The organism is Nocardia sp. NPDC004068, from assembly GCF_042874315.1.
GTDB lineage: Bacteria > Actinomycetota > Actinomycetes > Mycobacteriales > Mycobacteriaceae > Nocardia.
Map to the genome: position 1 here is coordinate 96,659 of NZ_JBIAMW010000004.1, position 20,480 is coordinate 117,138.

At 70.5% G+C, this 20,480-nt stretch carries 23 protein-coding genes; 17 read left to right on the forward strand and 6 right to left on the reverse strand.

All coding sequences use genetic code 11. The features are described 5' to 3' along the window. Positions 1 to 28: 28 nt before the first annotated feature. From ACFYTQ_RS11380 to ACFYTQ_RS11390, 3 genes are all read left to right on the forward strand, one after another. Positions 29 to 421 carry a DUF6010 family protein gene (locus ACFYTQ_RS11380; protein WP_387359427.1) on the forward strand — a complete coding sequence of 131 codons (393 nt, stop codon included), beginning with the start codon at positions 29 to 31 and terminating at the stop codon, positions 419 to 421. A gap of 283 nt (positions 422 to 704) precedes the next feature. After that, a complete protein-coding gene (locus tag ACFYTQ_RS11385) occupies positions 705 to 1,961 on the forward strand; it encodes a sensor histidine kinase (protein WP_387359429.1) in 1,257 nt (418 codons plus the stop codon). Beyond that, entirely contained in the window at positions 1,958 to 2,647 is a 690-nt protein-coding gene (locus ACFYTQ_RS11390) for a response regulator (protein ID WP_387359431.1), read from the forward strand. Before ACFYTQ_RS11385 ends, ACFYTQ_RS11390 begins: the two co-directional genes overlap by 4 nt. Positions 2,648 to 2,715: 68 nt before the next feature. Here ACFYTQ_RS11390 and ACFYTQ_RS11395 read toward each other — a convergent pair whose 3' ends face one another. The 4 genes from ACFYTQ_RS11395 to ACFYTQ_RS11410 all read right to left on the reverse strand — a co-directional run bounded on the left by ACFYTQ_RS11395 (position 2,716) and on the right by ACFYTQ_RS11410 (position 4,991). Then, a complete protein-coding gene (locus ACFYTQ_RS11395; RefSeq protein WP_387359433.1) occupies positions 2,716 to 3,063 on the reverse strand; it encodes a hypothetical protein in 348 nt (115 codons plus the stop codon). Positions 3,064 to 3,149: 86 nt separating this feature from the next. Then, positions 3,150 to 3,479 carry a hypothetical protein gene (locus ACFYTQ_RS11400; protein WP_387359435.1) on the reverse strand — a complete coding sequence of 110 codons (330 nt, stop codon included), beginning with the start codon at positions 3,477 to 3,479 and terminating at the stop codon, positions 3,150 to 3,152. Between the two features lie 86 nt (positions 3,480 to 3,565). Then, positions 3,566 to 4,096, reverse strand: coding sequence for an NADPH-dependent FMN reductase (locus ACFYTQ_RS11405; RefSeq protein ID WP_387359436.1), 531 nt, complete (start codon positions 4,094 to 4,096; stop codon positions 3,566 to 3,568). 40 nt (positions 4,097 to 4,136) lie between these two features. Beyond that, a complete protein-coding gene (locus tag ACFYTQ_RS11410; RefSeq protein WP_387359438.1) occupies positions 4,137 to 4,991 on the reverse strand; it encodes a hypothetical protein in 855 nt (284 codons plus the stop codon). 77 nt (positions 4,992 to 5,068) lie between these two features. On the opposite strand from ACFYTQ_RS11410, the gene ACFYTQ_RS11415 reads away from it, so the two are divergent. The 9 genes from ACFYTQ_RS11415 (at position 5,069) to ACFYTQ_RS11455 (ending at position 13,733) form a co-directional block, all read left to right on the forward strand. After that, entirely contained in the window at positions 5,069 to 6,064 is a 996-nt protein-coding gene (locus ACFYTQ_RS11415; RefSeq protein ID WP_387359440.1) for a hypothetical protein, read from the forward strand. Then, on the forward strand, positions 6,061 to 7,737 hold the full coding sequence (locus ACFYTQ_RS11420; RefSeq protein WP_387359442.1) for a hypothetical protein: 1,677 nt from the start codon (positions 6,061 to 6,063) through the stop codon (positions 7,735 to 7,737). Before ACFYTQ_RS11415 ends, ACFYTQ_RS11420 begins: the two co-directional genes overlap by 4 nt. An 11-nt stretch (positions 7,738 to 7,748) precedes the next feature. After that, a complete protein-coding gene (locus tag ACFYTQ_RS11425; protein ID WP_387359444.1) occupies positions 7,749 to 8,657 on the forward strand; it encodes a sugar phosphate isomerase/epimerase family protein in 909 nt (302 codons plus the stop codon). Between the two features lie 198 nt (positions 8,658 to 8,855). Next, positions 8,856 to 9,674, forward strand: a complete 819-nt coding sequence (locus tag ACFYTQ_RS11430) for a thioesterase family protein (protein ID WP_387360167.1) — start codon at positions 8,856 to 8,858, stop codon at positions 9,672 to 9,674. Positions 9,675 to 9,876: 202 nt separating this feature from the next. Next, on the forward strand, positions 9,877 to 10,695 hold the full coding sequence (gene proC / locus ACFYTQ_RS11435) for a pyrroline-5-carboxylate reductase (RefSeq protein WP_387359446.1): 819 nt from the start codon (positions 9,877 to 9,879) through the stop codon (positions 10,693 to 10,695). A 174-nt stretch (positions 10,696 to 10,869) separates the two neighbouring features. Beyond that, a complete protein-coding gene (locus tag ACFYTQ_RS11440) occupies positions 10,870 to 11,094 on the forward strand; it encodes a helix-turn-helix domain-containing protein (RefSeq protein ID WP_387359448.1) in 225 nt (74 codons plus the stop codon). Between the two features lie 259 nt (positions 11,095 to 11,353). After that, positions 11,354 to 11,455 carry a 30S ribosomal protein bS22 gene (locus tag ACFYTQ_RS11445; protein ID WP_003402602.1) on the forward strand — a complete coding sequence of 34 codons (102 nt, stop codon included), beginning with the start codon at positions 11,354 to 11,356 and terminating at the stop codon, positions 11,453 to 11,455. 231 nt (positions 11,456 to 11,686) lie between these two features. Further along, entirely contained in the window at positions 11,687 to 12,724 is a 1,038-nt protein-coding gene (locus ACFYTQ_RS11450; RefSeq protein ID WP_387360169.1) for an NAD-dependent epimerase/dehydratase family protein, read from the forward strand. Beyond that, positions 12,717 to 13,733 (forward strand): lysophospholipid acyltransferase family protein, encoded by a 1,017-nt coding sequence (locus ACFYTQ_RS11455; protein ID WP_387359450.1) that lies wholly within the window; start codon positions 12,717 to 12,719, stop codon positions 13,731 to 13,733. The genes ACFYTQ_RS11450 and ACFYTQ_RS11455 overlap by 8 nt, the downstream gene beginning before the upstream one ends. Here ACFYTQ_RS11455 and ACFYTQ_RS11460 read toward each other — a convergent pair. After that, positions 13,730 to 14,749, reverse strand: a complete 1,020-nt coding sequence (locus ACFYTQ_RS11460; RefSeq protein WP_387359452.1) for an HAD family hydrolase — start codon at positions 14,747 to 14,749, stop codon at positions 13,730 to 13,732. The two genes, ACFYTQ_RS11455 and ACFYTQ_RS11460, sit on opposite strands and share 4 nt — an antisense overlap. A 67-nt stretch (positions 14,750 to 14,816) precedes the next feature. On the opposite strand from ACFYTQ_RS11460, the gene ACFYTQ_RS11465 reads away from it, so the two are divergent. The 5 genes from ACFYTQ_RS11465 to ACFYTQ_RS11485 all read left to right on the forward strand — a co-directional run bounded on the left by ACFYTQ_RS11465 (position 14,817) and on the right by ACFYTQ_RS11485 (position 20,174). Next, on the forward strand, positions 14,817 to 15,077 hold the full coding sequence (locus ACFYTQ_RS11465) for a glutaredoxin family protein (RefSeq protein ID WP_387359454.1): 261 nt from the start codon (positions 14,817 to 14,819) through the stop codon (positions 15,075 to 15,077). Positions 15,078 to 15,347: 270 nt separating this feature from the next. Then, entirely contained in the window at positions 15,348 to 16,187 is an 840-nt protein-coding gene (locus ACFYTQ_RS11470; protein ID WP_387359456.1) for a redox-sensing transcriptional repressor Rex, read from the forward strand. After that, complete coding sequence (locus tag ACFYTQ_RS11475; protein ID WP_387359458.1) at positions 16,184 to 17,575, forward strand: glutamyl-tRNA reductase; 1,392 nt, start codon at positions 16,184 to 16,186, stop codon at positions 17,573 to 17,575. Before ACFYTQ_RS11470 ends, ACFYTQ_RS11475 begins: the two co-directional genes overlap by 4 nt. Continuing rightward, positions 17,572 to 18,612 (forward strand): hydroxymethylbilane synthase, encoded by a 1,041-nt coding sequence (gene hemC, locus ACFYTQ_RS11480; protein WP_387359460.1) that lies wholly within the window; start codon positions 17,572 to 17,574, stop codon positions 18,610 to 18,612. Before ACFYTQ_RS11475 ends, hemC begins: the two co-directional genes overlap by 4 nt. Continuing rightward, positions 18,612 to 20,174 (forward strand): uroporphyrinogen-III synthase, encoded by a 1,563-nt coding sequence (locus ACFYTQ_RS11485; RefSeq protein ID WP_387359462.1) that lies wholly within the window; start codon positions 18,612 to 18,614, stop codon positions 20,172 to 20,174. Before hemC ends, ACFYTQ_RS11485 begins: the two co-directional genes overlap by 1 nt. A 28-nt stretch (positions 20,175 to 20,202) precedes the next feature. Here ACFYTQ_RS11485 and ACFYTQ_RS11490 read toward each other — a convergent pair whose 3' ends face one another. Continuing rightward, entirely contained in the window at positions 20,203 to 20,472 is a 270-nt protein-coding gene (locus ACFYTQ_RS11490; protein WP_387359464.1) for a hypothetical protein, read from the reverse strand. Positions 20,473 to 20,480: the final 8 nt, after the last annotated feature.

Genomic DNA, 20,480 nt, shown 5'->3' on the forward strand with positions numbered 1-20,480 from the left:
CGGTGGGTTCCGAATTAACTTGGGGCGCATGGCTTTTGTGCTCCCGATCCTGGTCGGCTGCGTCCTCGTGGTGCTGCTGTCGCTGATTCCCGAACCGCGGCGGTTGCAGTTCAACGCGATCTTCGTCGCGGGCGCGGGCGCGGCGTATCTGAGCGGGGGTGGCTTCGGCGGCTGGGAGTTCGTGTTCACCGCGGCCGCGACCTGGTGCGCCTATCGCGGACTGCGGTCCTGGAACTGGATCGGCGTCGCGTGGCTGCTGCACACCGGCTGGGATCTGGCCCATCACTTCAAGGGCCATCCGATCATCCCGTTCGCGCACGACTCCTCGCTGGGCTGCGCGATCTGCGATCCGGTGATCGCGCTGTGGGCGTTCCGGGGCGGGCCGACGCTGTTGCCGCGGACCCGCCGACGCCTCGCGTGAGTCGCATGTCACACTCGTTCGCGGATGCGGTCGGGGCCACCGTCCGCGGGCACAATGGACGAGAGTTCGGCTGCCCGTCGCGCAGCCGTGAGATGGGCGGCGCCGCAAGGAAAGCTGCGCGCGGCATCGTAGTCCCGGTGCGCGCGGCCGCGGGCGACGACATCGCCGGGCGGCCCGAACTCTGCGTAAACGCTCGGCTAACGGGTGCGTAAGCGCCCATGACCTGCGCGAAACTTCGTGGACCGGGGCATGGTGGACGCGTCCGCGATCGTACGATTCAGATGTGAGCGTTCCCCAGGCCGTGCTGCTGGCAGTACTCGCGGCCGTCGTTGGCCTGGCCGTCGGTGGTCTGCTCATCCCGTATGTGAACGCCCGGCAGGCGCAGCGCCGCGAGGCCGATTCCGGGCTGACCATGTCCCAGGTCCTCGACCTCATCGTGCTCGCCTCGGAGAGCGGGATCGCGGTGGTCGACGAGTACCGGGACGTGGTGCTGGTGAATCCGCGCGCGGAGGAACTCGGCCTGGTCCGCGAGCGGCTGCTCGACGAGCGGGCGTGGGCTGCGGTCGAGAAGGTGATCACCTCCGGCGAGAGCGTGGACTTCGATCTGACGGCCAAGAATCCCGTGCCCGGCCGCAGCCGCATCGCCGTGCGCGGCGTGGCCCGGCCGCTGTCGCGCGAGGAGAGCAGCTTCGTCGTGCTGTTCGCCGACGACGATTCCGAGCAGGCCCGCATGGAGGCGACCCGGCGCGATTTCGTGGCCAATGTCAGCCACGAACTCAAGACGCCCGTCGGCGCGATGAGCCTGCTCGCCGAGGCCCTGCTGGAGTCGGCCGACGATCCCGATTCGGTGCGGCATTTCGGCGAGCGGCTGCTGGTCGAGTCCAGCCGGATGGGCAAGATGGTGACCGAGCTGATCGCGCTGTCGCGCCTACAGGGCGCGGAGAAGCTGCCGCAGCTCGAGGCCGTCGATGTGGACACCGTCGTCAACGCGGCCATCGAACGGTCCCGGACGGCCGCGGAGGCCGCGGGCATCACCGTCAGCACCGATCGCAACAGCGGTCTGGAGATGCTCGGCGACGAGACCCTGCTCATGACGGCCCTGTCGAATCTGGTCGAGAACGCCATCAACTACTCCCCGAAGGGTTCGCACGTCTCGGTGAGCCGGTCGCTGCGCGGCGGGTACGTGAACATCGCGGTCACCGACCGCGGCATCGGCATCGCCAAGGAGGATCAGGAGCGGGTGTTCGAGCGCTTCTTCCGCGCCGACAAGGCCCGTTCGCGCGCCACCGGCGGGACCGGACTCGGGCTGGCTATCGTCAAACACGTGGCCGCCAACCACAACGGTGAGATCACCCTGTGGAGCAAACTGGGCACCGGCTCGACGTTCACGCTGCGCATACCGGCCGTCGAAACCGACGACCGGAGTTCCGCCGACCCGGCGGAGAAGAAGAGTCCCACCGCCATCCAGGTGGGCAAGAAGGAAACCGGCCCGCGCCCGGCAGGGCGGGCCAGACCAAACGGTGTGGAGGCAACCCGATGACGAGTGTGCTGATCGTCGAGGACGAGGAGTCGCTGGCCGATCCGCTCGCATTCCTGCTGCGCAAGGAGGGGTTCGAGGTCACGGTAGTCGGCGACGGACCGTCCGCGCTGGCCGAATTCGACCGCTCGGGCGCCGACATCGTGCTGCTCGACCTCATGCTGCCCGGCATGAGCGGAACCGATGTGTGCAAGCAGCTGCGGACCCGCAGCAGCGTGCCGGTCATCATGGTGACCGCCCGCGACAGCGAGATCGACAAGGTGGTCGGGCTGGAACTGGGCGCGGACGACTATGTGACCAAGCCGTATTCCTCGCGCGAGCTGATCGCGCGCATCCGCGCGGTGCTGCGCCGCGGCGCGGGCGAGGACATCGACGGGTCGAGCGAGAGCGGCGTGCTCGAGGCGGGTCCGGTGCGCATGGACGTGGACCGGCACACCGTGCAGGTCAACGGCAAGCCGGTGACCCTGCCGCTCAAGGAGTTCGATCTGCTGGAGTACCTGTTGCGCAACTCCGGGCGCGTGCTCACCCGCGGGCAGCTCATCGACCGGGTGTGGGGCGCGGACTACGTCGGCGACACCAAGACCCTCGACGTGCACGTCAAGCGGTTGCGCTCGAAGATCGAGACCGATCCGGCCAAGCCGGAGCATCTGGTGACCGTGCGCGGGCTGGGCTACAAGCTCGAGGCCTGATCCGGCGGACGGGCCGCGCCCCCGGATCGGGTGGCGCGGCCTCGATTCCGCGGCAACGACTTTCGGGATCAGCTGTACACGAACAGCCGACGCAGCGGATTGGTGATCTCGGTGAGGGCGTGCGGATTGCCGTTGTCGTCGTATTGACGGCAGTCGTGGATCTGCACGTAGTGCCCGTCGCCGCGGCATTCGATGGAGTGGCCGTTGCCGTACGGGCTGACCAGCAGGTACTTGAATACCTTGGCCGGATCGAAGTACGCGCCGGGGTCCAGCGGGGAGACGAAGGCGTCGCTGCGGTCGCGGTAGGCGTTCCAGCCGTACGGATCGTCGGGGGAGGGGTCGGCGTTCGCGGCCTGCGGGACGAGCAGGGCGGCGCCCGCGGCGAGTACCGCGGCGGCGAGGAGTCGCTTCATCATGGGTGGATCATCGCTCCCCGGAAGCGGCCCGCTACGCGCGAAACGCCGAGGCCGGTCGCCAACGCGCGACCGGCCCCCGGGGGAAACTAGACGACGTGCACCCAGGCGGTGCCGATCTGCGGCAGCTCCTGGCGCTGCAACGGGAACCAGCCGAAGTCGTCCTTCTGCCAGCAGTCGTCCACCGGATTGGTGTTGTCGCGGCAGGCGATCGGCCGGGAGGTGCCGTAGGGGCTGACGATGACCTGCTTGCCGTCCGCCTGGGCGTTCAGCGCGGCCGGATCGGTGTAGACGACGAAGTTGTCGTTCATCAGCGAGTAGTCGTTCGGGGTGACGGCGGGGTCGGCCTGTGCGACGGGGGCGAGAGCCAGCGCGGCGCCGGCCGCGAGCACGGCGGTTGCCAAGAATTTCCTCATCATGGGTAAGACACCTACCACCGCCAGGTGAATCGCGCATGGCGGACCGGTGTCTTGTAAGAAGTACCACTTCCGCCGGTCCAAATTGGTCAATGGACCGAATTTCTCGCCAGGTCGGCGAGCGCGGCCCGCAATTCGTTCCGCACGCCCGGCTCGGCGATTCGGTCGTCCGGGCCGATATCGTTGCGGCTCACCGGGATTCGACGGCAGGCCGATTCGACGATCGTCGCGCCGACATATCCGAGCACCGTGCGCAGCGAGGCCACCGCGCCCTCGCCCCGGCCCTCGGCGGCGACATTGATCCACGCCACCGGCTTTTCGTGGAGATCGGCACCGCCCACGGTCCACTCCAGCAGATTCTTCAGGCTGCCCGGAATCAACCCGGCGTATTCCGGTGCGCAGAACAACACCGCGTCCGCGGCGGCCAGCCGTTCGCGTAATTCGGCCACCGCGGGCGGATCGGGACGATCCCCGGGCACGAAGGCGGGCACATTCTCCAGCCCGGTATACAGCTCGGCGAAAATATCGTCGCCCGAACGGGATTCGAGGGCCCGCAGCGCGGCGGTATTCGTCGAACCCGGGCGGGTGCTGCCGGAGATCATCAGGACGCGAACGCTCACGGGACGTGCAAGAGCGCGCGGGCGCGCGGTATTCCGCGGGTCAGGGGGTGAGCGGGCGCGCGACCGCCGTCGCGGGATGCACCGCCACCAGACCCAGCCCCTCGCGGCGTTTGCAGTGCCGGGCCAGTTCCTCGTAGGCCGGGGCGCCGATGAGTTCGATCAGCTCGGGGGCGTAGGACTGCCAGACCGGGCGGGTGCCGACGTGCGCGTCCGGCGAACCGCTGCAATACCAGTTCAGATCCAGTCCGCCCGGACCCCAGCCGCGGCGGTCGTACTCGGTGATGACCGTGCGCAGGATCTCCACGCCGTCGGGCCGTTCCACCCAGTCCTGGGTGCGGCGGATCGGAAGTTGCCAGCACACCTCGGGTTTCACCGTGAGCGGTTCCAGGCCCCGGCGCAGGGCCATGGTGTGCAGCGCGCAGCCGATGCCGCCCGCGAAGCCGGGACGGTTGAGGAAGATGCAGGCGCCGTCGTAGCGGCGGGTGCGCAGGGCGGGCTCGTCGTCGAGCTCGTCCTCCTCGAGGTAGAGCTTCTTGCGGACCTTGCCCGACTCGTCGCGGGCCTCGTCCATCAGCTGCCAGTCCTCGGGTGTGAGCAGTTTCACAGCCTTCTGGAGTTTGCGGCGATCGTCGTCGTCGCAGAGGAACGCGCCGTGCGAGCAGCAACCGTCGTCGGGGCGGCCCTCGATGATGCCTTGGCAGGCCGGGGTGCCGAAGACGCACGTCCAGCGCGAGAGCAGCCAGGTGAGGTCGGCGACGATGGTGTGCTCGTCGTTAGCCGGATCGACGAATTCGATCCACTCCCGGGGGAAGTCGAGATCCACCTCGGGTGCGGGGTCGATCTTCGCCGCTGGTCGCAGCCCGGTCGGACCGCTCGCCGATGCTCCTGCCGTCACATCGCCAGACGCTAACAGCAAATCGGGATGAACGGTTCGTGGCCCGGCGGTCGGGGTGGACCCAGTACCGTGTCCCTGTGCGGCTCGGTGTGCTCGATGTGGGAAGCAATACCGTCCACCTGCTCGTGGTGGACGCGCATCGGGGTGGTCACCCGATGCCGATGAGTTCGACCAAGGCCGCGCTGCGTCTGTCGGAGAACATCGACGACGACGGCTGCATCACCCCGGCGGGCGCGCAGCGCCTGACCCGGACGGTCGGCGAATTCGCCGGTATCGCAAAGACTTCCGGCTGCGTGGAGTTGATGGCCTTCGCCACCTCCGCGGTGCGCGAGGCCGCCAATTCCGACGAGGTGCTCGCCCGCGTGCGCACCGAGACCGGGGTGAATCTGCGGGTGCTGACCGGTGTGGACGAGGCCCGGCTGACCTTCCTCGCGGTCCGGCGCTGGTACGGCTGGAGCGCCGGGCGCATCCTTAATCTCGACATCGGCGGCGGCTCGCTGGAGATGAGCAACGGCGCGGACGAGGCTCCCGACGTCGCGCTGTCACTCCCCCTGGGCGCGGGTCGGCTCACCCGCGAATGGCTTTCGGCCGATCCGCCGGGCAAGCGGCGGGTGAGCGTGCTGCGCGACTGGCTCGACGCGGAACTGGTCGATCCGGCCCGGCGGCTGCTCGAGCCCGGCCGCCCCGATCTCGCGGTGGGCACGTCGAAGACGTTCCGCACGCTGGCCCGGCTCACCGGCGCGGCCCCCTCCTCGGCAGGACCGCGCGCGCGGCGTACCCTTACGAGTTCCGGCCTGCGGCAGGTGATCGCGTTCATCTCCCGAATGACCGCCGCCGACCGGGCAGAATTGGAGGGCGTGAGTTCCGATCGGTCACAGCAACTGGTGGCCGGCGCATTGGTCGCGGAGGCGAGTATGCGGGCGTTATCGCTGGATACTCTCGAGATTTGCCCATGGGCGCTGCGGGAGGGACTGATCCTGCGCAAACTGGATACCGACCTCGAGAACGAACCCGGTGCCGACAACGGCCGCCCCACAGGGGTTCCGGGCCCGACCGAAACGGTGTCGCGATGAGTGACGAATCGACCCAGCTGTCGGTCGCCGAACTACTCGCCCGCAATGGGCAGGGTGTTCCGACCACCGGTGGTGGCCGGCGTCGGCGCGGTGGCCGCGGCATCGCGGTGACCGATCTGACCGGCGACCTACCCGCCGTGCCCGAGGGCTCCTCGGCGCACGCCGCCCCCGAACCGGAGGAGTCCTCGTACTCCCCGGCGTCCGGGCCCATCTCCTTCTACGATCCGCTGGCCCGAAATGCCGCGCCCGCACCGGATTACGATCCGCCCGCCGCCCCGGCCTACGAACCGCCCGCCGCGCCCGTCTACGAGGCGCCCGCCTTCGATCCGCCGCGCTTCGAGCCGACCTCCTTCGCGCCCCCCACCTTCGAGCCGCCCTCGTATCCGCCGCCCGAGCCGGAGCCGCGCGCCACGCCCGAGTTCGGCTGGCCCCCCTCCCCGGCCGCGCAGGCCCCCACGGGTGGCCGCCGGGCGCGCCGCGAGCGGATGGAGGCGTTGGCGCAGGAGGCCGAGGGGCTGTCGGTGGCCGATCTGGCCGCTCCCGCACCGGCTTCCGACCCGCCGCGTTCCGGTCGGCGACGGCGGCGCGATCCGGACGAGGAGACCACCGAGGTCTCGCCGTACCGGGGTCCGTTGCCACAGAACGAGGATCTCGGCCCGCCCACCGCGCCGTGGGCCCCCCCGCGTCCCCCCGAGCCGAGCCCGCCGCAGCGGCAGTTCGGCGAACCCGGTTTCGATCGCGGCGAGCCCGGCGGCCCGCCGCGCAACGGCAGGCGCCCCGACGGGCCGCCGCCCCCCGGCGGCCTGCCCGCGTGGTCGGCCCGAAGACGCACTCCACCGGAACCGCCCGCGCCCGAACGGCCTTCGATTCGCAACGGTCGTGCGGCACCCGACGAGATCGGGGCGCAGCCGGACCGTCCCTCGCTGCGCAACGGCCGTGCGACACCCGACGAGATCGGGGCACAGCCGGACCGTCCCTCGCTCCGCAACGGGCGTGTGGCCCCTGAGGACCTCGGGGCGCAGTCGGATCGGCCCCCGCTCCGCAATGGCCGTGCGGCGCCCGAGGAGCTTCCGGCCCGGAACGGGCGTGCCGCGCCCGAGGAGGTCGGCGCGCAGACCGCGGTGTGGTCGCTGGCGGAACGCGATCAGCAGTTGGTGTCCGGGCCCACGGTCGCCGGGGATCTGTTGCGCGAGGCGAACGAACGTGACCGCCGGGGTGCGCGGCGTGGCGGGCCGCTTCCGGAGTCCGAGCACCGCACCGAATTGCTCCGGCCGCTCGACGACGATCTGGACGAACCCCTCGACGACCTCGACGACGAGGAGGAACTCGACGAGCCCACCCCGCGCCGCCGGGCCCGAACCTCGTTCGCGCCCAAGCGTTCTCGGGGCGCGCGCAAGGCCGACGAGGACGCCAACCGCAAACAGTGGATGATCCTCGGCGGCCAGGCCGCGGGCGCCGCGATCGGCGGGATGGTGCTGTTCAAGGGCTTCGAGAAGATGTGGGATCTGCTGCCGTTCGTCGCGCTGCTGCTGGCGATGGTGGTCATCCTCGGGCTGGTGGCCCTGGTCCGGGTGCTGCGCCGCACCGACGACATCCTCAGCACCGTCATCGCGGTCGTCGTGGGCATCTTCGTGACGCTCGGACCGCTGGCGTTCCTGCTCAGCACCAATTGACCGGAGCCGCGGTGGACAACGAGCAGTCGGGCAACGTCATCCGGGTCGGATTGTCCACGGCCTCGGTCTATCCCGAGAACACCGAGGCCGCGTTCCGCTACGCGGCCGAACTCGGCTACGACGGCGTCGAACTCATGGTCTGGGCGGAACCGGCCAGTCAGAGCATCGCCACCGTGCAGAGCTACACGCGCCGCTACGGGATGCCGGTGCTCGCGCTGCACGCGCCGTGCCTGCTCATCTCGCAACGGGTCTGGGGCGCGGACCCGGCCGCGAAACTCGAGCGCAGCGTGCACACCGCCGAGGCGCTGGACGCGAGCACGGTGGTGATCCATCCGCCGTTCCGCTGGCAGCGCCGCTACGCCGAGGGCTTCGCCGACCAGGTCGCCGAGCTCGAGGAGACCAGCGCGGTGGCCGTCGCGGTGGAGAACATGTTCCCGATGCGGGCCGACACGTTGTTCGGGCGGCGCTCGGGCGCGGCGCGGCGGCTGGAACGCCGTGGCGGACCGGGCCTTTCGCTCACCGCGTTCAGCCCGTCCTACGATCCGACCGACACCGGTTTCCGGCACTACACGCTGGATCTGTCGCACACCGCGACCGCGGGCGCGGACGCGCTGGCCCTGGCCGAGCGCATGGGCTCGGGCCTGACCCACCTGCACCTGGCCGACGGGCGCGGCGCGGCGCACGACGAGCACCTCATTCCGGGCGAGGGCACCCAGCCGTGCGCCGAGGTGTGTGCGGGATTGGCGCGCAATGGTTTCCGCGGTCACGCCGTCATCGAGGTGAACACCCAGAACGCCCGCACCACGCTGGACCGGGCGGCCATGTTGCATCGCGCGCTCACCTTCGCGCGCACCCATCTCAACGGCCCGCGCGCGGGCCGGGGCGCGCCGGAAACGACCGGGGCGCAACGGTTCCGATAGGTCGGGCCCGGTCGCGCCGAAATCGTTGGGGCGCAAGGTTTCCGGTGGTACGAAGGCGGCTAAGCGGGTGCTCGTTCCGGTCCGTTATACAGTGTAGAGCGGACTGTACGGAAGGAGCGGCTCGTGACGGAGCTGGCCATCGAGACCGGACGGGCGGAGGACGCCCGCGACGACGCGCCCTTCGCCCGCGTCTGCGATCTGCGCGACGCGGGCGGCGCGAGGGACGTGGGGCGTTATCGGGGCACGATCGACCCGATCTGGACCATCGGCCCCAAGGTGCACGGCGGGACCATGGTCGCGAGCAGCGCGGCGGCGGCCACCCGCTGGTTGCGCGCGCGGCATCCCGAGGCCGGGGACATGTTCGCCATCTCGGCGAGCACCGACTTCCTCGGCGCGCCCGCGCCCGGCGAGGTCGACTACGAGGTCCGCATCCGCAAGACCGGCCGCCAGATCTGCCTGGTCGACGTCGGGCTGGTGCAGGACGGGCGCACGCTGGTCCACACCGCCCTCACCTTCGGCCACCTCGACGACACCGCGCCGATCTACGCGCCCGGCAGCTACACCGATCTGCCCGCCGAGCCCTCGCCCGAGGCGCTGGGCTACACCCCGGATTCGCCGATGGGCAAGTTCGTGCACGTCGCGCGGGGCGCGTCGGTGGCCATCGATCCGGTCTGGGCGCGGTTCCTGGAGGGCGAGACGGGCGAACCGCGGCTGCGGCTGTGGATCCGGCCCCGGCCCGGCGACGAGCGGGATCCGGAGGTGGCCTCCTGGTTCGCCATGATGGCCGCCGATATGAGCCCGCCGGTGCCGATGAACCTCGGCCAGGTCGGCTGGGCCCCGACCGTGCAGATGACGACCTACCTGCGGCGCCGGCCCGCGCCCGGCTGGCTGCGGGTCGTGGCGACCACCCACGCGGTCGGCGAGCGCATGTTCGACGAGGACCAACTCGTGCTCGACTCGACCGGCGCGGTGGTCGCCCAATCGCGGCAGCTGGCCCTGATCCCGCAGCGGCGGTAGGTGGGCGATGGCTTTGGTCGGCCTTGATCCCGCAGCGGCGGTAGGTGGGGCCGAGGGCCTTGGTCGGCCTTGATCCCGCAGCGGCGGCAGGTGGGCCGAGGGCCTTGGTCTGCCCTGGTCCCGCAGCGGCGGTAGGTGGGCGGATAGCTTCAGTCGGCCCTGATCCCGCGACAGCGGGAGGTGGGCCGATAGCCTTGGCGCCATGACGAGAATTGCGGTGATCGGTGGCGGGCGGATCGGGGAGGCGTTGATCGCCGGGCTGTTGGAGTCGGGGCAGGCCGTCAAGGATCTGGTCGTCGTGGAGACCATGGCCGCGCGGGCGGAGTTCCTGGCCGAGCGGTTCGGGATCCGGGTCACCGATTCGATCGCGGAGGCCGCGACGGGAGCCGATCTGCTGGTCGTCTCGGTCAAGCCCCATGACGTCGACGCCGTCCTGACCGAACTGGGCAAGGCCGATCCGGACAGCGATCGCGATCAGGTGCTGATGTCGATGGCGGCGGGCGTCTCGACGACCCGGCTCGAGGCCAAACTGCCCGCGGGTTTCCCGGTGGTGCGGGTCATGCCGAACACCCCGATGCTGGTCGGGCAGGGCATGAGCGCGATCGCCCCGGGCCGCTACGCGCGCAAGGACGAGCTGAAACTCGTCACCGAGGTGCTCGAGTCCGTCGGCAAGGTCGTCACGGTTGCCGAGGCGCAGCTGGACGCCATCACCGCGGTCTCCGGCTCGGGTCCGGCGTACTTCTTCCTGGTGGTGGAGGCCATGGTCGAGGCCGGGGTCGGGCTCGGGCTGAGCCGGGACGTGGCCCGGCAGCTGGTCGTGCAGACCATGCTCGGGTCGGCCGCGCTGCTCGAGGAGTCCGAACAGGACGCCGCCGAACTGCGCGCGGCGGTCACCTCGCCCGCCGGGACGACGGCCGCCGCGGTGCGCGAACTGGAACGGGCCGGGGTCCGTTCGGCCTTCATCGAGGCGCTGCACGCGGCCCAGCGCCGCGCGGCCGAACAGGGCGGTCCGGAGGTCTGAGGATCGTGCCGCCGATGAACGCAGTCTGACCGGGAGGTTCCGGCGCGGCGAATCCTATTTCTCCCACCCGTCGCAGTAATCCCACTGGTCCCGCTAAGCTGCAAGGAGCACGTGCGTGTCTGTTCCGCCGGTGGGGAAGCCGGCGGCGCGGACGTGCCGGAGGTCAGTGGCGCAATGATGTCTGGAAACAGCTCTGCGAGTTCCAATCCCGTATTCGGTGGAGGGACCCAGTTCCTCACCGTCGCCGAGGTGGCGAAGCTGATGCGGGTCTCCAAGATGACGGTGTACCGGCTGGTGCACTCCGGCGAGTTGCCCGCGGTTCGCGTGGGTCGGTCGTTCCGGGTGCACGCCAAGGCCGTGCACGACTATCTGCAGACGTCCTACTTCGACGCCGGGTAGTCCGAGCCCGAGGATCGACCGGCCGGGCGGCGTGTCCGGCCGGTCGATCCAGCCTGCTCGCGGCGCCCGCGCGGGTGCCCGTTTTCGTTCGCCGACCGTCGGCCCGGTACGATGAACCACCGTTGTGTTGCCTGCCGGTGGCGCGGGCCGCACCGGCAGGCGGGCACTGGCGACGGACGTGGACGCAGGCCGCCGAACACGACTGGGCGTACGTAACCGGCGTGCGCGCCGAGCTAGAGAGAGAACGCGAGGAAACCCTATGGGTTCTGTGATCAAGAAGCGCCGTAAGCGCATGTCGAAGAAGAAGCACCGCAAGCTGCTTCGCCGCACTCGCGTGCAGCGTCGCAAACTCGGCAAGTAGGTCCGAGGCTCGGGGCCCGTCACCGGATTGGTGCCGGGCCTTTCATTTTGAAATCGAGCCGTTTTAAAGGTTCGTGTTACCAGTGGTGGAAGTCATTGTTGGATCCGGGTTAAAGCCGTTGATCCGCCGATGTCAGGGGCTACGCTGGAACGCGGGAATTGGTGGAGGGGGGCTGTACAGGCGGGATCCGGCGTGGGCGTGAGCGTGCGGGACGGGCATAGCCCCAAGGTCGTGCTGGTGACGGGCGCCAGCCGCTTCTTCGGCGGCGACACCGTTGCGCGGTTGACGGCCGACCCCGCCGTCGAGCGCGTCGTCGCCGTCGACACCCGGATGCCCGACCGGGATCTCACCCGCCGCCTGGGCCGCGCCGAATTCGTCCGCGCCGATATTCGAAACCCGTTGATACGCAAGGTGATCGACGCCAACCAGGTCGACACCGTGGTGCATTCGGCGATGCTGTCGCGCCCGCCGTCCAGCGGGGGCCGGGCGGTCATGAAGGACTTCAACGTGCTCGGCACGATGCAGTTGGTCGCGGCCTGTCAGAAGGCGCCCAGCGTGCGGCGCGTGGTGGTGCGGTCGTCCTCGGCGGTCTACGGCTGTAGCGCCAAGGACCCCGCGCGCTTCACCGAGGAGATGAGCGCGCGCACCCCGCCGCGCGGCGAATACGCGCGCGATCTCATCGAGGTGGAGGGTTACGTGCGCGGCCTGGCCCGCCGTCGGCCCGACATCGCCACGGCCATCCTGCGTTTCCCGCCGATCGTCGGCCCGCGGCTGGCCGGACGGGGGGTGCGCTATCCGCGGTCGCCGATCACCCCGACCATCTTCGGCCGGGATCCGCGGCTGCAACTGCTGCACGAGGAGGACGGCATCGCCGCGCTCGTGCACGCCGCGCGGCACGCGCCGGGCGGCACGTTCAATGTCGCGGGCGACGGCGCGCTGGCGCTGTCACAGGCCATCCGCCGCGCGGGCCGGATCGCGATCCCGGTGCCGTACGCGGCCTTTCGCACCGTGGGCCGGTCTCTGATGGGTCCGGTCATGCGGGAGTTCACGGTCGAACAGATCGACTATTTCCATTTCGGTTGCGGTCTGGACACCACCCGGATGCGCAGCGAACTGGGTTTCCAGCCACGCTGGACCACGGTGCAAGCATTCGACGACTTCGTTGGGGGCGCAGCGTTGCGACCCGTCATCGATCCACGGTGGATCGACACCGCTGAAACCAAACTTCTCGGCCTGATCGGGGCCGGAGCGGGAGCAACCGATGAATGACGTGGCCAAGGTCATCCAACTGCACGACATCGACTTCGAGGCGCGGCAGCGACCGCAGTCCCGGCGCTGGCCGGGCGAGACGGCGCCGACCCCGGTCACCTCGCTGACCGAGCGGCTGGCCGAGGCGACGCCCCCCGAACCCGTCGGCCTCGCCGATCTGCTGCGCGGCAAGCTCGCCGAAAGCATCCGTGGCACAGCCGATTTCGCGCGCCGCAGGCTCACCGGCGACTATCGCGTGGACGAGTTCGGCCTCGACGAACATCTGCTGGAGTCGGTGATCCTGCCCGCGCTGCGGCCGTTGTCGGAGCTGTGGTTCCGGGTGCGGGTCAGCGGTATCGAGAATGTGCCCGCCACGGGCGGCGCGCTGCTGGTCGCCAATCACGCGGGCGTGCTCCCGCTGGACGGGCTGATGCTGCAACTCGCCGTGCACGACGAGCATCCCGGCCATCGCGCGCTGCGGCTGCTGGCCGCGGATCTGGTCTTCGACATGCCCGTGGTGGGCGGACTCGCGCGCAAGGCCGGGCACACCCTGGCCTGCCCCGCCGACGCCGAGCGACTGCTGCGCGCGAGCGAACTGGTCGGGGTGTTCCCGGAGGGGTTCAAGGGCATCGGCAAGCCCTACGGCGAGCGGTACAAGTTGCAGCGGTTCGGGCGCGGCGGATTCGTCTCGGCCGCGGTCAAGACGGGCGTGCCGATCATCCCGGTCTCGATCGTCGGCTCCGAGGAGATCTACCCCAAGCTCGCCGATCTGAAGCCGCTCGCCCGGCTGCTCGGCCTGCCGTATTTCCCTGTGACGCCGCTGTTTCCGCATCTGGGCCTGCTCGGCGCGCTGCCGCTGCCGTCGAAGTGGTACATCGAATTCGGAACGCCGATCTGCACGGGCGCGTTCGAGCCGGAGGCGGCCGACGATCCGATGACGATGTTCGAGGTCACCGATCAGGTGCGCGAGACGATCCAGCAGACGCTCTACAAGCTGCTGGCCCGGCGGCGCAATCCCTTCACCGGTTAGCCCTTCTCGTCGCGCTTGCGCGTCAAGACGGCGGCCGCCGCGCCCCCGGCCGCGCCGAGGGCCAGTGCGGTCGGCACGCCGATCTTGGCGGCCTTGCGGCCGGTGCGGAAATCGCGGATCTCCCAGCCCCGGTTCTTGGCCACCTCGCGCAGATCCGAATCCGGGTTGATCGCCACCGCCGTGCCGACCAGCGACAGCATCGGGACGTCGTTGTGGCTGTCGGAATAGGCGGTGCAGCGCTTGAGGTTCAGGCCCTCGCGGATGGCCAGCGTGCGCACCGCGTGCGCCTTGCCCAGCCCGTGCAGGATGTCGCCGACCAGCCGCCCGGTGAACACGCCGTCGACGCTCTCGGCGACCGTGCCCAGCGCGCCGGTGAGCCCGAGTCGCTTGGCGATCACCTGCGCGAGTTCGACCGGGGTGGCCGTCACGAGCCAAACCTGTTGTCCCGCATCGAGATGCATCTGGGCCAGCGAGCGGGTGCCCGGCCAGATCTTGTCGGCGATGATCTCGTCGTAGATCTCCTCGCCGAGCGCGGCCAGTTCGGCGGTGGAGCGGCCGGCGATGAACGACAGCGCCTTCTCCTTGCCGCTGGCCATATCGCCCTTGCTCTCCTTGCCGGTGACCCGGAATTTGACCTGCTTCCAAGCGATGTCGACCAGATCGCTGGTCTTGAAGTACTTGCGCGCGGCCAGCCCGCGGGCGAAGTGCACGATCGACGCGCCCTGCACCATGGTGTTGTCGACGTCGAAGAACGCGGCCGCGGTGAGATCGCGCGGAATCTCCGAATCGGTATCGCCGACACCGGATTCCGCCAATTCGGCGTCGTGCAGCGCGAGCGCGGCGTCGGCGCTCGCCTCCCCGGCGAGGTTGGCGCGCACCTCCTCCTCGCTGGGCCCGAACGGGCTGCGGGCGATGCGGGTCAGTTGATCGGACAGCCCTTGACTCCAGCGCGCCGGGAATTCGCCGAACCTCCCCGCGATGAACCCGGTCCTCGCCTCTTTCGATCGATCCGGCACCAGTACCTCCGCTGTCCGCGCGAACACACCCACACTAGCCCAGGGCGCCGACCCGTTTAATTGACACATGAGCGACTCCTCCCATTCGGTGACCCTGTTGACGCGCGCGGGATGCGGGCTGTGTGGTGTGGCCCTGGAACAACTGCGCGCGATTTGTGCCGATTACGGGATCGAACCGGGCACGATCGACGTGGACGAGGCGGCCGCGACCGATCCGGCGCTGCGCGCGGAATTCGGCGATCGGCTCCCGGTCGTGCTGCTCGACGGGCGTGAACACAGTTATTTCGATGTCGACGAGCCCCGGTTGCGGGCCGATTTGTCGCGTTGACCGGCGTACCCGCGGGCGCGCGGCGCGTTGTGTGGAATATCACCGGCTATTGCGGGTTCAATGGGCCGGGCCGGGCTACCCGCGCGTGACCGAATTCACCGACTTTGTGCAGGGCTTCACAAGCGGTTACGGTGGTGACACGCAACCCGCTGCTTCGGGCAGCGGAGCTACCCCGAACCCTGTCGAACCGCTACCGGTGCCACCCCGGGCGCCGACGGTCGACAAGCGATACCGGACACCTATCCCCGGCCGGACGAGGAGCCGAACGACGTGACAGAGCAGCATGAGACGCCAGGCGGCGTCTCCGGCAGGGCTCTGCGTCCGACCCAGCAGAAGGACATTCCCCAGGCCACCGTCGCGCGGCTGGCGACCTATCTGCGTGTCCTCGCCGTCCTTGCCGACGAGGGTGTGCTCATCGTATCGAGTGAGGAACTGGCTGTCGCGGCGGGTGTCGGTTCGGCCAAGCTGCGCAAGGATCTATCCTTCCTCGGCCCCAACGGGGTTCGCGGCGTCGGCTACGACGTCGCCAAACTCCGCGCCCGCATCGAGGACGTGCTCGGCCTGTCCGACGGGCACCGGGTGATCCTCGTCGGCGCGGGGAATCTGGGCCGGGCGCTGGTCGGCTACGGCGGCTTCGCGCGGCGCGGTTTCGGCATGGTCGGCGTCTTCGACCGCGATCCGCGGCTGATCGGCGAGACCATCGACGGCATCGAGATCCGCGATGTGGCCGGGCTGGCCGCGGCGGTGACCGAACTCCAGCCGACCATCGCGGTCATCACCGTGCCCGACGACGCCGCCCAGGCCGTGTGCGACGAACTGGTCGCGGCCGGGGTGCGGTCGATCCTGAGCTTCTCCCCGGTCGTGCTCGACGCCCCGCCCGCGGTGGAGGTGCGCCGGGTGGATCTGGCCGTCGAGATGCAGATGCTGTCGTTCGAGCGGGCCCGGATCGCCGAGGCCGAGGCGCGCGAGGAGCGCGGTGTGGCGGCCGGTGAGACCGTGCACGCCGTCTCCACTCCCATCGGCCGGCGGCTGGCGAACCGCTCGGCCTCCGCACACGTGGGAATTTCGGCAACGGAGCCAACCAGCAAGGGATCGGTGGTCGCACCATGAGCGTGCTTCTAGTCGGTATTTCGCATCGCAGCGCGCCGGTCGCGGTGCTGGAGAAGGTCGCGGTCACCGAGGACGATCGGCCCAAGCTCACCGAGAAGATGCTCGAATCGCAGCACATCTCGGAGGCGATGATCGTCTCCACCTGCAACCGGGTCGAGATCTACGCGGTGGTCGACGCCTTCCACGGCGGCCTGGCCGAGGTCGGCGATCTGCTCGCCCGGCACTCGGGCCTGCCGCTGCCGGAACTGACCCGGCACGCCTACGTCCGCTACAGCGAGGCCGCCGCCGAACACCTGTTCGCGGTGGCCTCCGGCCTGGATTCGATGGTGATCGGCGAACAGCAGGTGCTCGGCCAGATCCGCGCGGCCTACGCCGCCGCCGACGCCCAGCAGGCCGCCGGGCGCACCCTGCACGAACTGGCCCAGCACGGGCTGCGGGTCGGCAAACGGGTGCACACCGAGACCGGCATCGACCGGGCGGGCGCCTCGGTGGTCTCGGTCGCGCTGGAGCGGGCGCGCACCGTGCTCGGCGAGCTGGCCGGCCGCACCGCCGTGGTGGTCGGCGCGGGCGCGATGGGCGGGCTCGCGGTCGCGCACCTGGCCCGCGCGGGCGTCGAGCGGATCGTGCTGGTGAACCGGACGCTCGAGCGCGCGCGGCGGCTGGCCCGCACCGCGCTCGACATGCACGGCGTCGCCGCCACCGCCACCGACCTGTCGGGTCTGGTCGAGGCCATGGCCGACGCCGATCTGATCATCACCAGCACGGGGTCGGTCGGCGCGGTGGTCACCCTCGCCGACGCGCATCGCGCGCTCAACGCCTCCCGGCCGGGTCATCAGCTGGTCGTCTGCGATCTGGGCCTGCCGCGCGACGTGGACGCCGCCGTCGCGGGCCTGCCCGATGTGACGGTCATCGACATGGAGACCCTGCAACGCGATCCCGCCGCGCTGGCGGCCGCCGCCGACACCACCGCGGCCCGCGCCATCGTCGCCGAGGAACTCACGAAATACCTTGCGGGACAACGCCTGGCCGAGGTCACCCCGACCGTCGCCGCGCTGCGCCAGCGCGCCGCCGACGTGGTCGAGGCCGAACTGCTGCGGCTCGAGTCGAAGCTGCCGGACCTGGGCGATCCCGAACGCGAGGAGGTCGCCCGCACGGTCCGCCGCGTGGTCGACAAACTGCTGCACGCGCCCACCGTGCGGGTCAAACAACTGGCCTCGACCCCCGGCGGCGGCAGCTACGCCGAGGCGCTGCGCGAACTCTTCGAACTGAAACCCGGTGCGGCCCAAGCGGTTGCGGCCCCGATGGAGATCGCGGCCCTGGGCGGCGAACTCGCCGACGACTTCGCGCCCGGTCACATCCACTCCGACGAACAGGGGCGCCACGCATGACGGAGGCGACGGTGCGGCAGCACATCGACATTCGACGCGGGAGCGCCGACCTGCCCTGGCGCATCGGCACCCGCGGCAGCCTGCTGGCGCTCACCCAGGCCGGAACCGTGCGCGACGCGCTGATCGGGGTGGGCCAGCACGCCGAACTCGTGATCGTGAAGACCGCGGGCGACAAGTCGTCCGATCCGGTCGAGAAGATCGGCGTCGGGGTGTTCACCACCGCCCTGCGCGACGAATTGGCCTCGGGCGCGATCGATATCGCGGTGCACTCGTACAAGGATCTGCCCACCGCACCCGATCCGCGCTTCACCATCGCCGCCATCCCCGGCCGGGAGGACCCGCGCGACGCGGTCGTCGCCCGGGACGGGCTGGTGCTCGGCGAGCTGCCCCCCGGCGCGCGGGTGGGCACCTCCGCGCCGCGCCGCGCCGCCCAGCTGCGGGCGCTCGGGCTCGGGCTCGACGTCGTGCCGTTGCGCGGCAATCTCGATACCAGACTTCGTAAGGTCGCCGAGGGTGAACTAGACGCCGTGGTGGTCGCGCGGGCCGGGCTGTCCCGCATCGACCGCCTCGACGCGGTCACCGAGGCCCTGGAACCGGTGCAGATGTTGCCCGCACCGGCGCAGGGCGCGCTCGCGGTGGAATGCCGCCGCGAGGACGGCGATCTCGTGACCATCCTGTCCACCCTGGACGATCCCGGCACCCGTGCCGCGGTGATCGCCGAACGGTCGCTGCTGGCCGAGCTCGAGGCCGGATGCACCGCGCCGGTCGGCGCGCTCGCCGAGGTGGTCGAGTCGCTCGACGACGACGGCAGGGTGGTCGAGGAATTGTCGCTGCGCGGTTGCGCGGCGGCGGTCGACGGCTCGGATGTGATCCGGGCCTCGGCGGTCGGCGCGCTCGCCGACGCCGAGCGGCTGGGCCGCGGCCTGGCGCGTGAGCTCCTGGAGCTGGGGGCGCGCGACCTGCTCGGCCAACCCGCGCGGGCGGTGAACCCGTCGCCCTCCGACTTGCCCGATCCCAGCCCGATGGAGAACGAATAATGAGCCGAGCCACTAAGAAGCACCCTGGTCGGATCCTGTTCGTGGGGTCCGGACCCGGTGACCCGGCACTGCTCACCGTGCGGGCCCGTCAGGTGCTCGGCCGGGCGACGCTGGCGTTCACCGATCCCGATGTCGACAAGGGCGTGCTCGCGCTGGTCGGCACCGCGGTCGAGGCGGGCCCTGACGGCGAGCCCGCCGTCGACGTCCGTCCGGCGCTCGGCGAACCCGCCGAGGTGGCCAAAACCCTTGTCGCCGAGGCCCGTTCGGGCAACGACGTGGTGCGGCTGGTGTCCGGCGATCCGCTCACCACGGATTCGGTGATCGCCGAGGTCAACGCCGTCACCCGCTCGCATCTGGCGTTCGAGGTGCTGCCCGGCCTGCCGTCCGGCACGACGGTGCCCGCCTACGCCGGAATCGCGTTGGGCTCCAAGCACACCGAGGTCGACGTGCGCGGCGAGGTCGACTGGGCGTCGGTCGCGGCCGCGCCCGGCCCGCTGGTGCTGCACGCCACCTCGGGTCATCTCGCCGAAACCGCCAGCGCCCTGGTCGAACACGGTCTGGCCCCGCAGACCCCGGTCGCGGTGACCGTGCGCGGCACCACCCGCCAGCAGCGCACCATCGAGGCGACGCTGGCCACCCTCAACAGCGCCGCCTCCGAACTGGTCGGACCGCTCGTGGTCACGGTCGGCAAGGAGGTCGAGAAGCGCTCGAAGATGTCGTGGTGGGAGTCGCGCGCGCTGTACGGCTGGACCGTGCTCGTGCCGCGCACCAAGGAGCAGGCCGGGGAGATGAGCGAGAAGCTCGTCATGCACGGCGCCATCCCGATGGAGGTGCCGACCATCGCGGTCGAGCCCCCGCGCAGCCCCGCCCAGATGGAACGCGCGGTGAAGGGCCTGGTCGACGGCCGCTACCAGTGGGTGGTGTTCACCTCCACCAACGCCGTGCGCGCGGTCTGGGAGAAGTTCGGCGAATTCGGCCTGGACGCCCGGGCCTTCTCCGGGGTGAAGATCGCCTGCGTGGGCGAGGCCACCGCCGACCGGGTGCGCTCGTTCGGCATCAACCCCGAACTGGTGCCCAGCGGTGAGCAGTCCTCGGAGGGCCTGCTGGCCGACTTCCCGCCCTACGACGACGTCTTCGATCCGGTCAACCGGGTCCTGTTGCCGCGCGCGGATATCGCCACCGAGACCCTGGCCGAGGGCCTGCGCGATCGCGGCTGGGAGATCGACGACGTCACCGCGTACCGCACCGTGCGCGCCTCGCCGCCGCCCGCCGAGACCCGCGAGATGATCAAGACCGGCGGCTTCGACGCGGTCCTGTTCACCTCGTCCTCGACGGTCCGCAACCTGGTCGGCATCGCCGGAAAGCCGCACGCGCGCACCATCGTCGCCTGCATCGGCCCCAAAACCGCCGAGACGGCAATCGAATTCGGCCTGCGCGTGGACGTCCAGCCGGAGATCGCCCAGGTCGGCCCCCTCGTGGACGCCCTCGCCGAACACGCCGCCCACCTGCGCGCCGAGGGCCTGCTGCCCCCGCCGCGCAAGAAGAGCCGCCGCCGGGTGTGAGACCCGGCGGGGCGCGGGGTGCGGGTGCTCAGCGCCGGGCGCGCATGAGGTCACGGACCAGGCGGCACGTCTTGTCCGACGGCGGGCGGATGCCCACGAGATCGGCTGTGCGCCGGATGGTTTCGTTGTCGGCCAGGGCGGCGCGGTAGACGCCGGAGTCGAGTAGCGCGATGGCCAGGCGCATGGCCTTCAGCCGTCGGTTGTGGGTGACGTACCACGACCGCGGGCGGCCCGGCGGCAGGCGGCGTTTCTCGAGCGGGACGTACGGTCGGTCGATGAGCGTGGTTGTGGTGGCCACGTGATCCT

Excerpts from the sequence above, each read along its gene's own strand:
- ACFYTQ_RS11380 (WP_387359427.1), top strand. The coding sequence starts at position 29 with ATGGCTTTTGTGCTCCCGATCCTGGTCGGCTGCGTCCTCGTGGTGCTG.
- ACFYTQ_RS11390 (WP_387359431.1), top strand. The coding sequence starts at position 1,958 with ATGACGAGTGTGCTGATCGTCGAGGACGAGGAGTCGCTGGCCGATCCG.
- ACFYTQ_RS11395 (WP_387359433.1), bottom strand. The coding sequence starts at position 3,063 with ATGATGAAGCGACTCCTCGCCGCCGCGGTACTCGCCGCGGGCGCCGCC.
- ACFYTQ_RS11400 (WP_387359435.1), bottom strand. The coding sequence starts at position 3,479 with ATGATGAGGAAATTCTTGGCAACCGCCGTGCTCGCGGCCGGCGCCGCG.
- ACFYTQ_RS11420 (WP_387359442.1), top strand. The coding sequence starts at position 6,061 with ATGAGTGACGAATCGACCCAGCTGTCGGTCGCCGAACTACTCGCCCGC.
- proC (WP_387359446.1), top strand. The coding sequence starts at position 9,877 with ATGACGAGAATTGCGGTGATCGGTGGCGGGCGGATCGGGGAGGCGTTG.
- ACFYTQ_RS11440 (WP_387359448.1), top strand. The coding sequence starts at position 10,870 with ATGATGTCTGGAAACAGCTCTGCGAGTTCCAATCCCGTATTCGGTGGA.
- ACFYTQ_RS11445 (WP_003402602.1), top strand. The coding sequence starts at position 11,354 with ATGGGTTCTGTGATCAAGAAGCGCCGTAAGCGCATGTCGAAGAAGAAG.
- ACFYTQ_RS11455 (WP_387359450.1), top strand. The coding sequence starts at position 12,717 with ATGAATGACGTGGCCAAGGTCATCCAACTGCACGACATCGACTTCGAG.
- ACFYTQ_RS11465 (WP_387359454.1), top strand. The coding sequence starts at position 14,817 with ATGAGCGACTCCTCCCATTCGGTGACCCTGTTGACGCGCGCGGGATGC.
- ACFYTQ_RS11475 (WP_387359458.1), top strand. The coding sequence starts at position 16,184 with ATGAGCGTGCTTCTAGTCGGTATTTCGCATCGCAGCGCGCCGGTCGCG.
- hemC (WP_387359460.1), top strand. The coding sequence starts at position 17,572 with ATGACGGAGGCGACGGTGCGGCAGCACATCGACATTCGACGCGGGAGC.
- ACFYTQ_RS11485 (WP_387359462.1), top strand. The coding sequence starts at position 18,612 with ATGAGCCGAGCCACTAAGAAGCACCCTGGTCGGATCCTGTTCGTGGGG.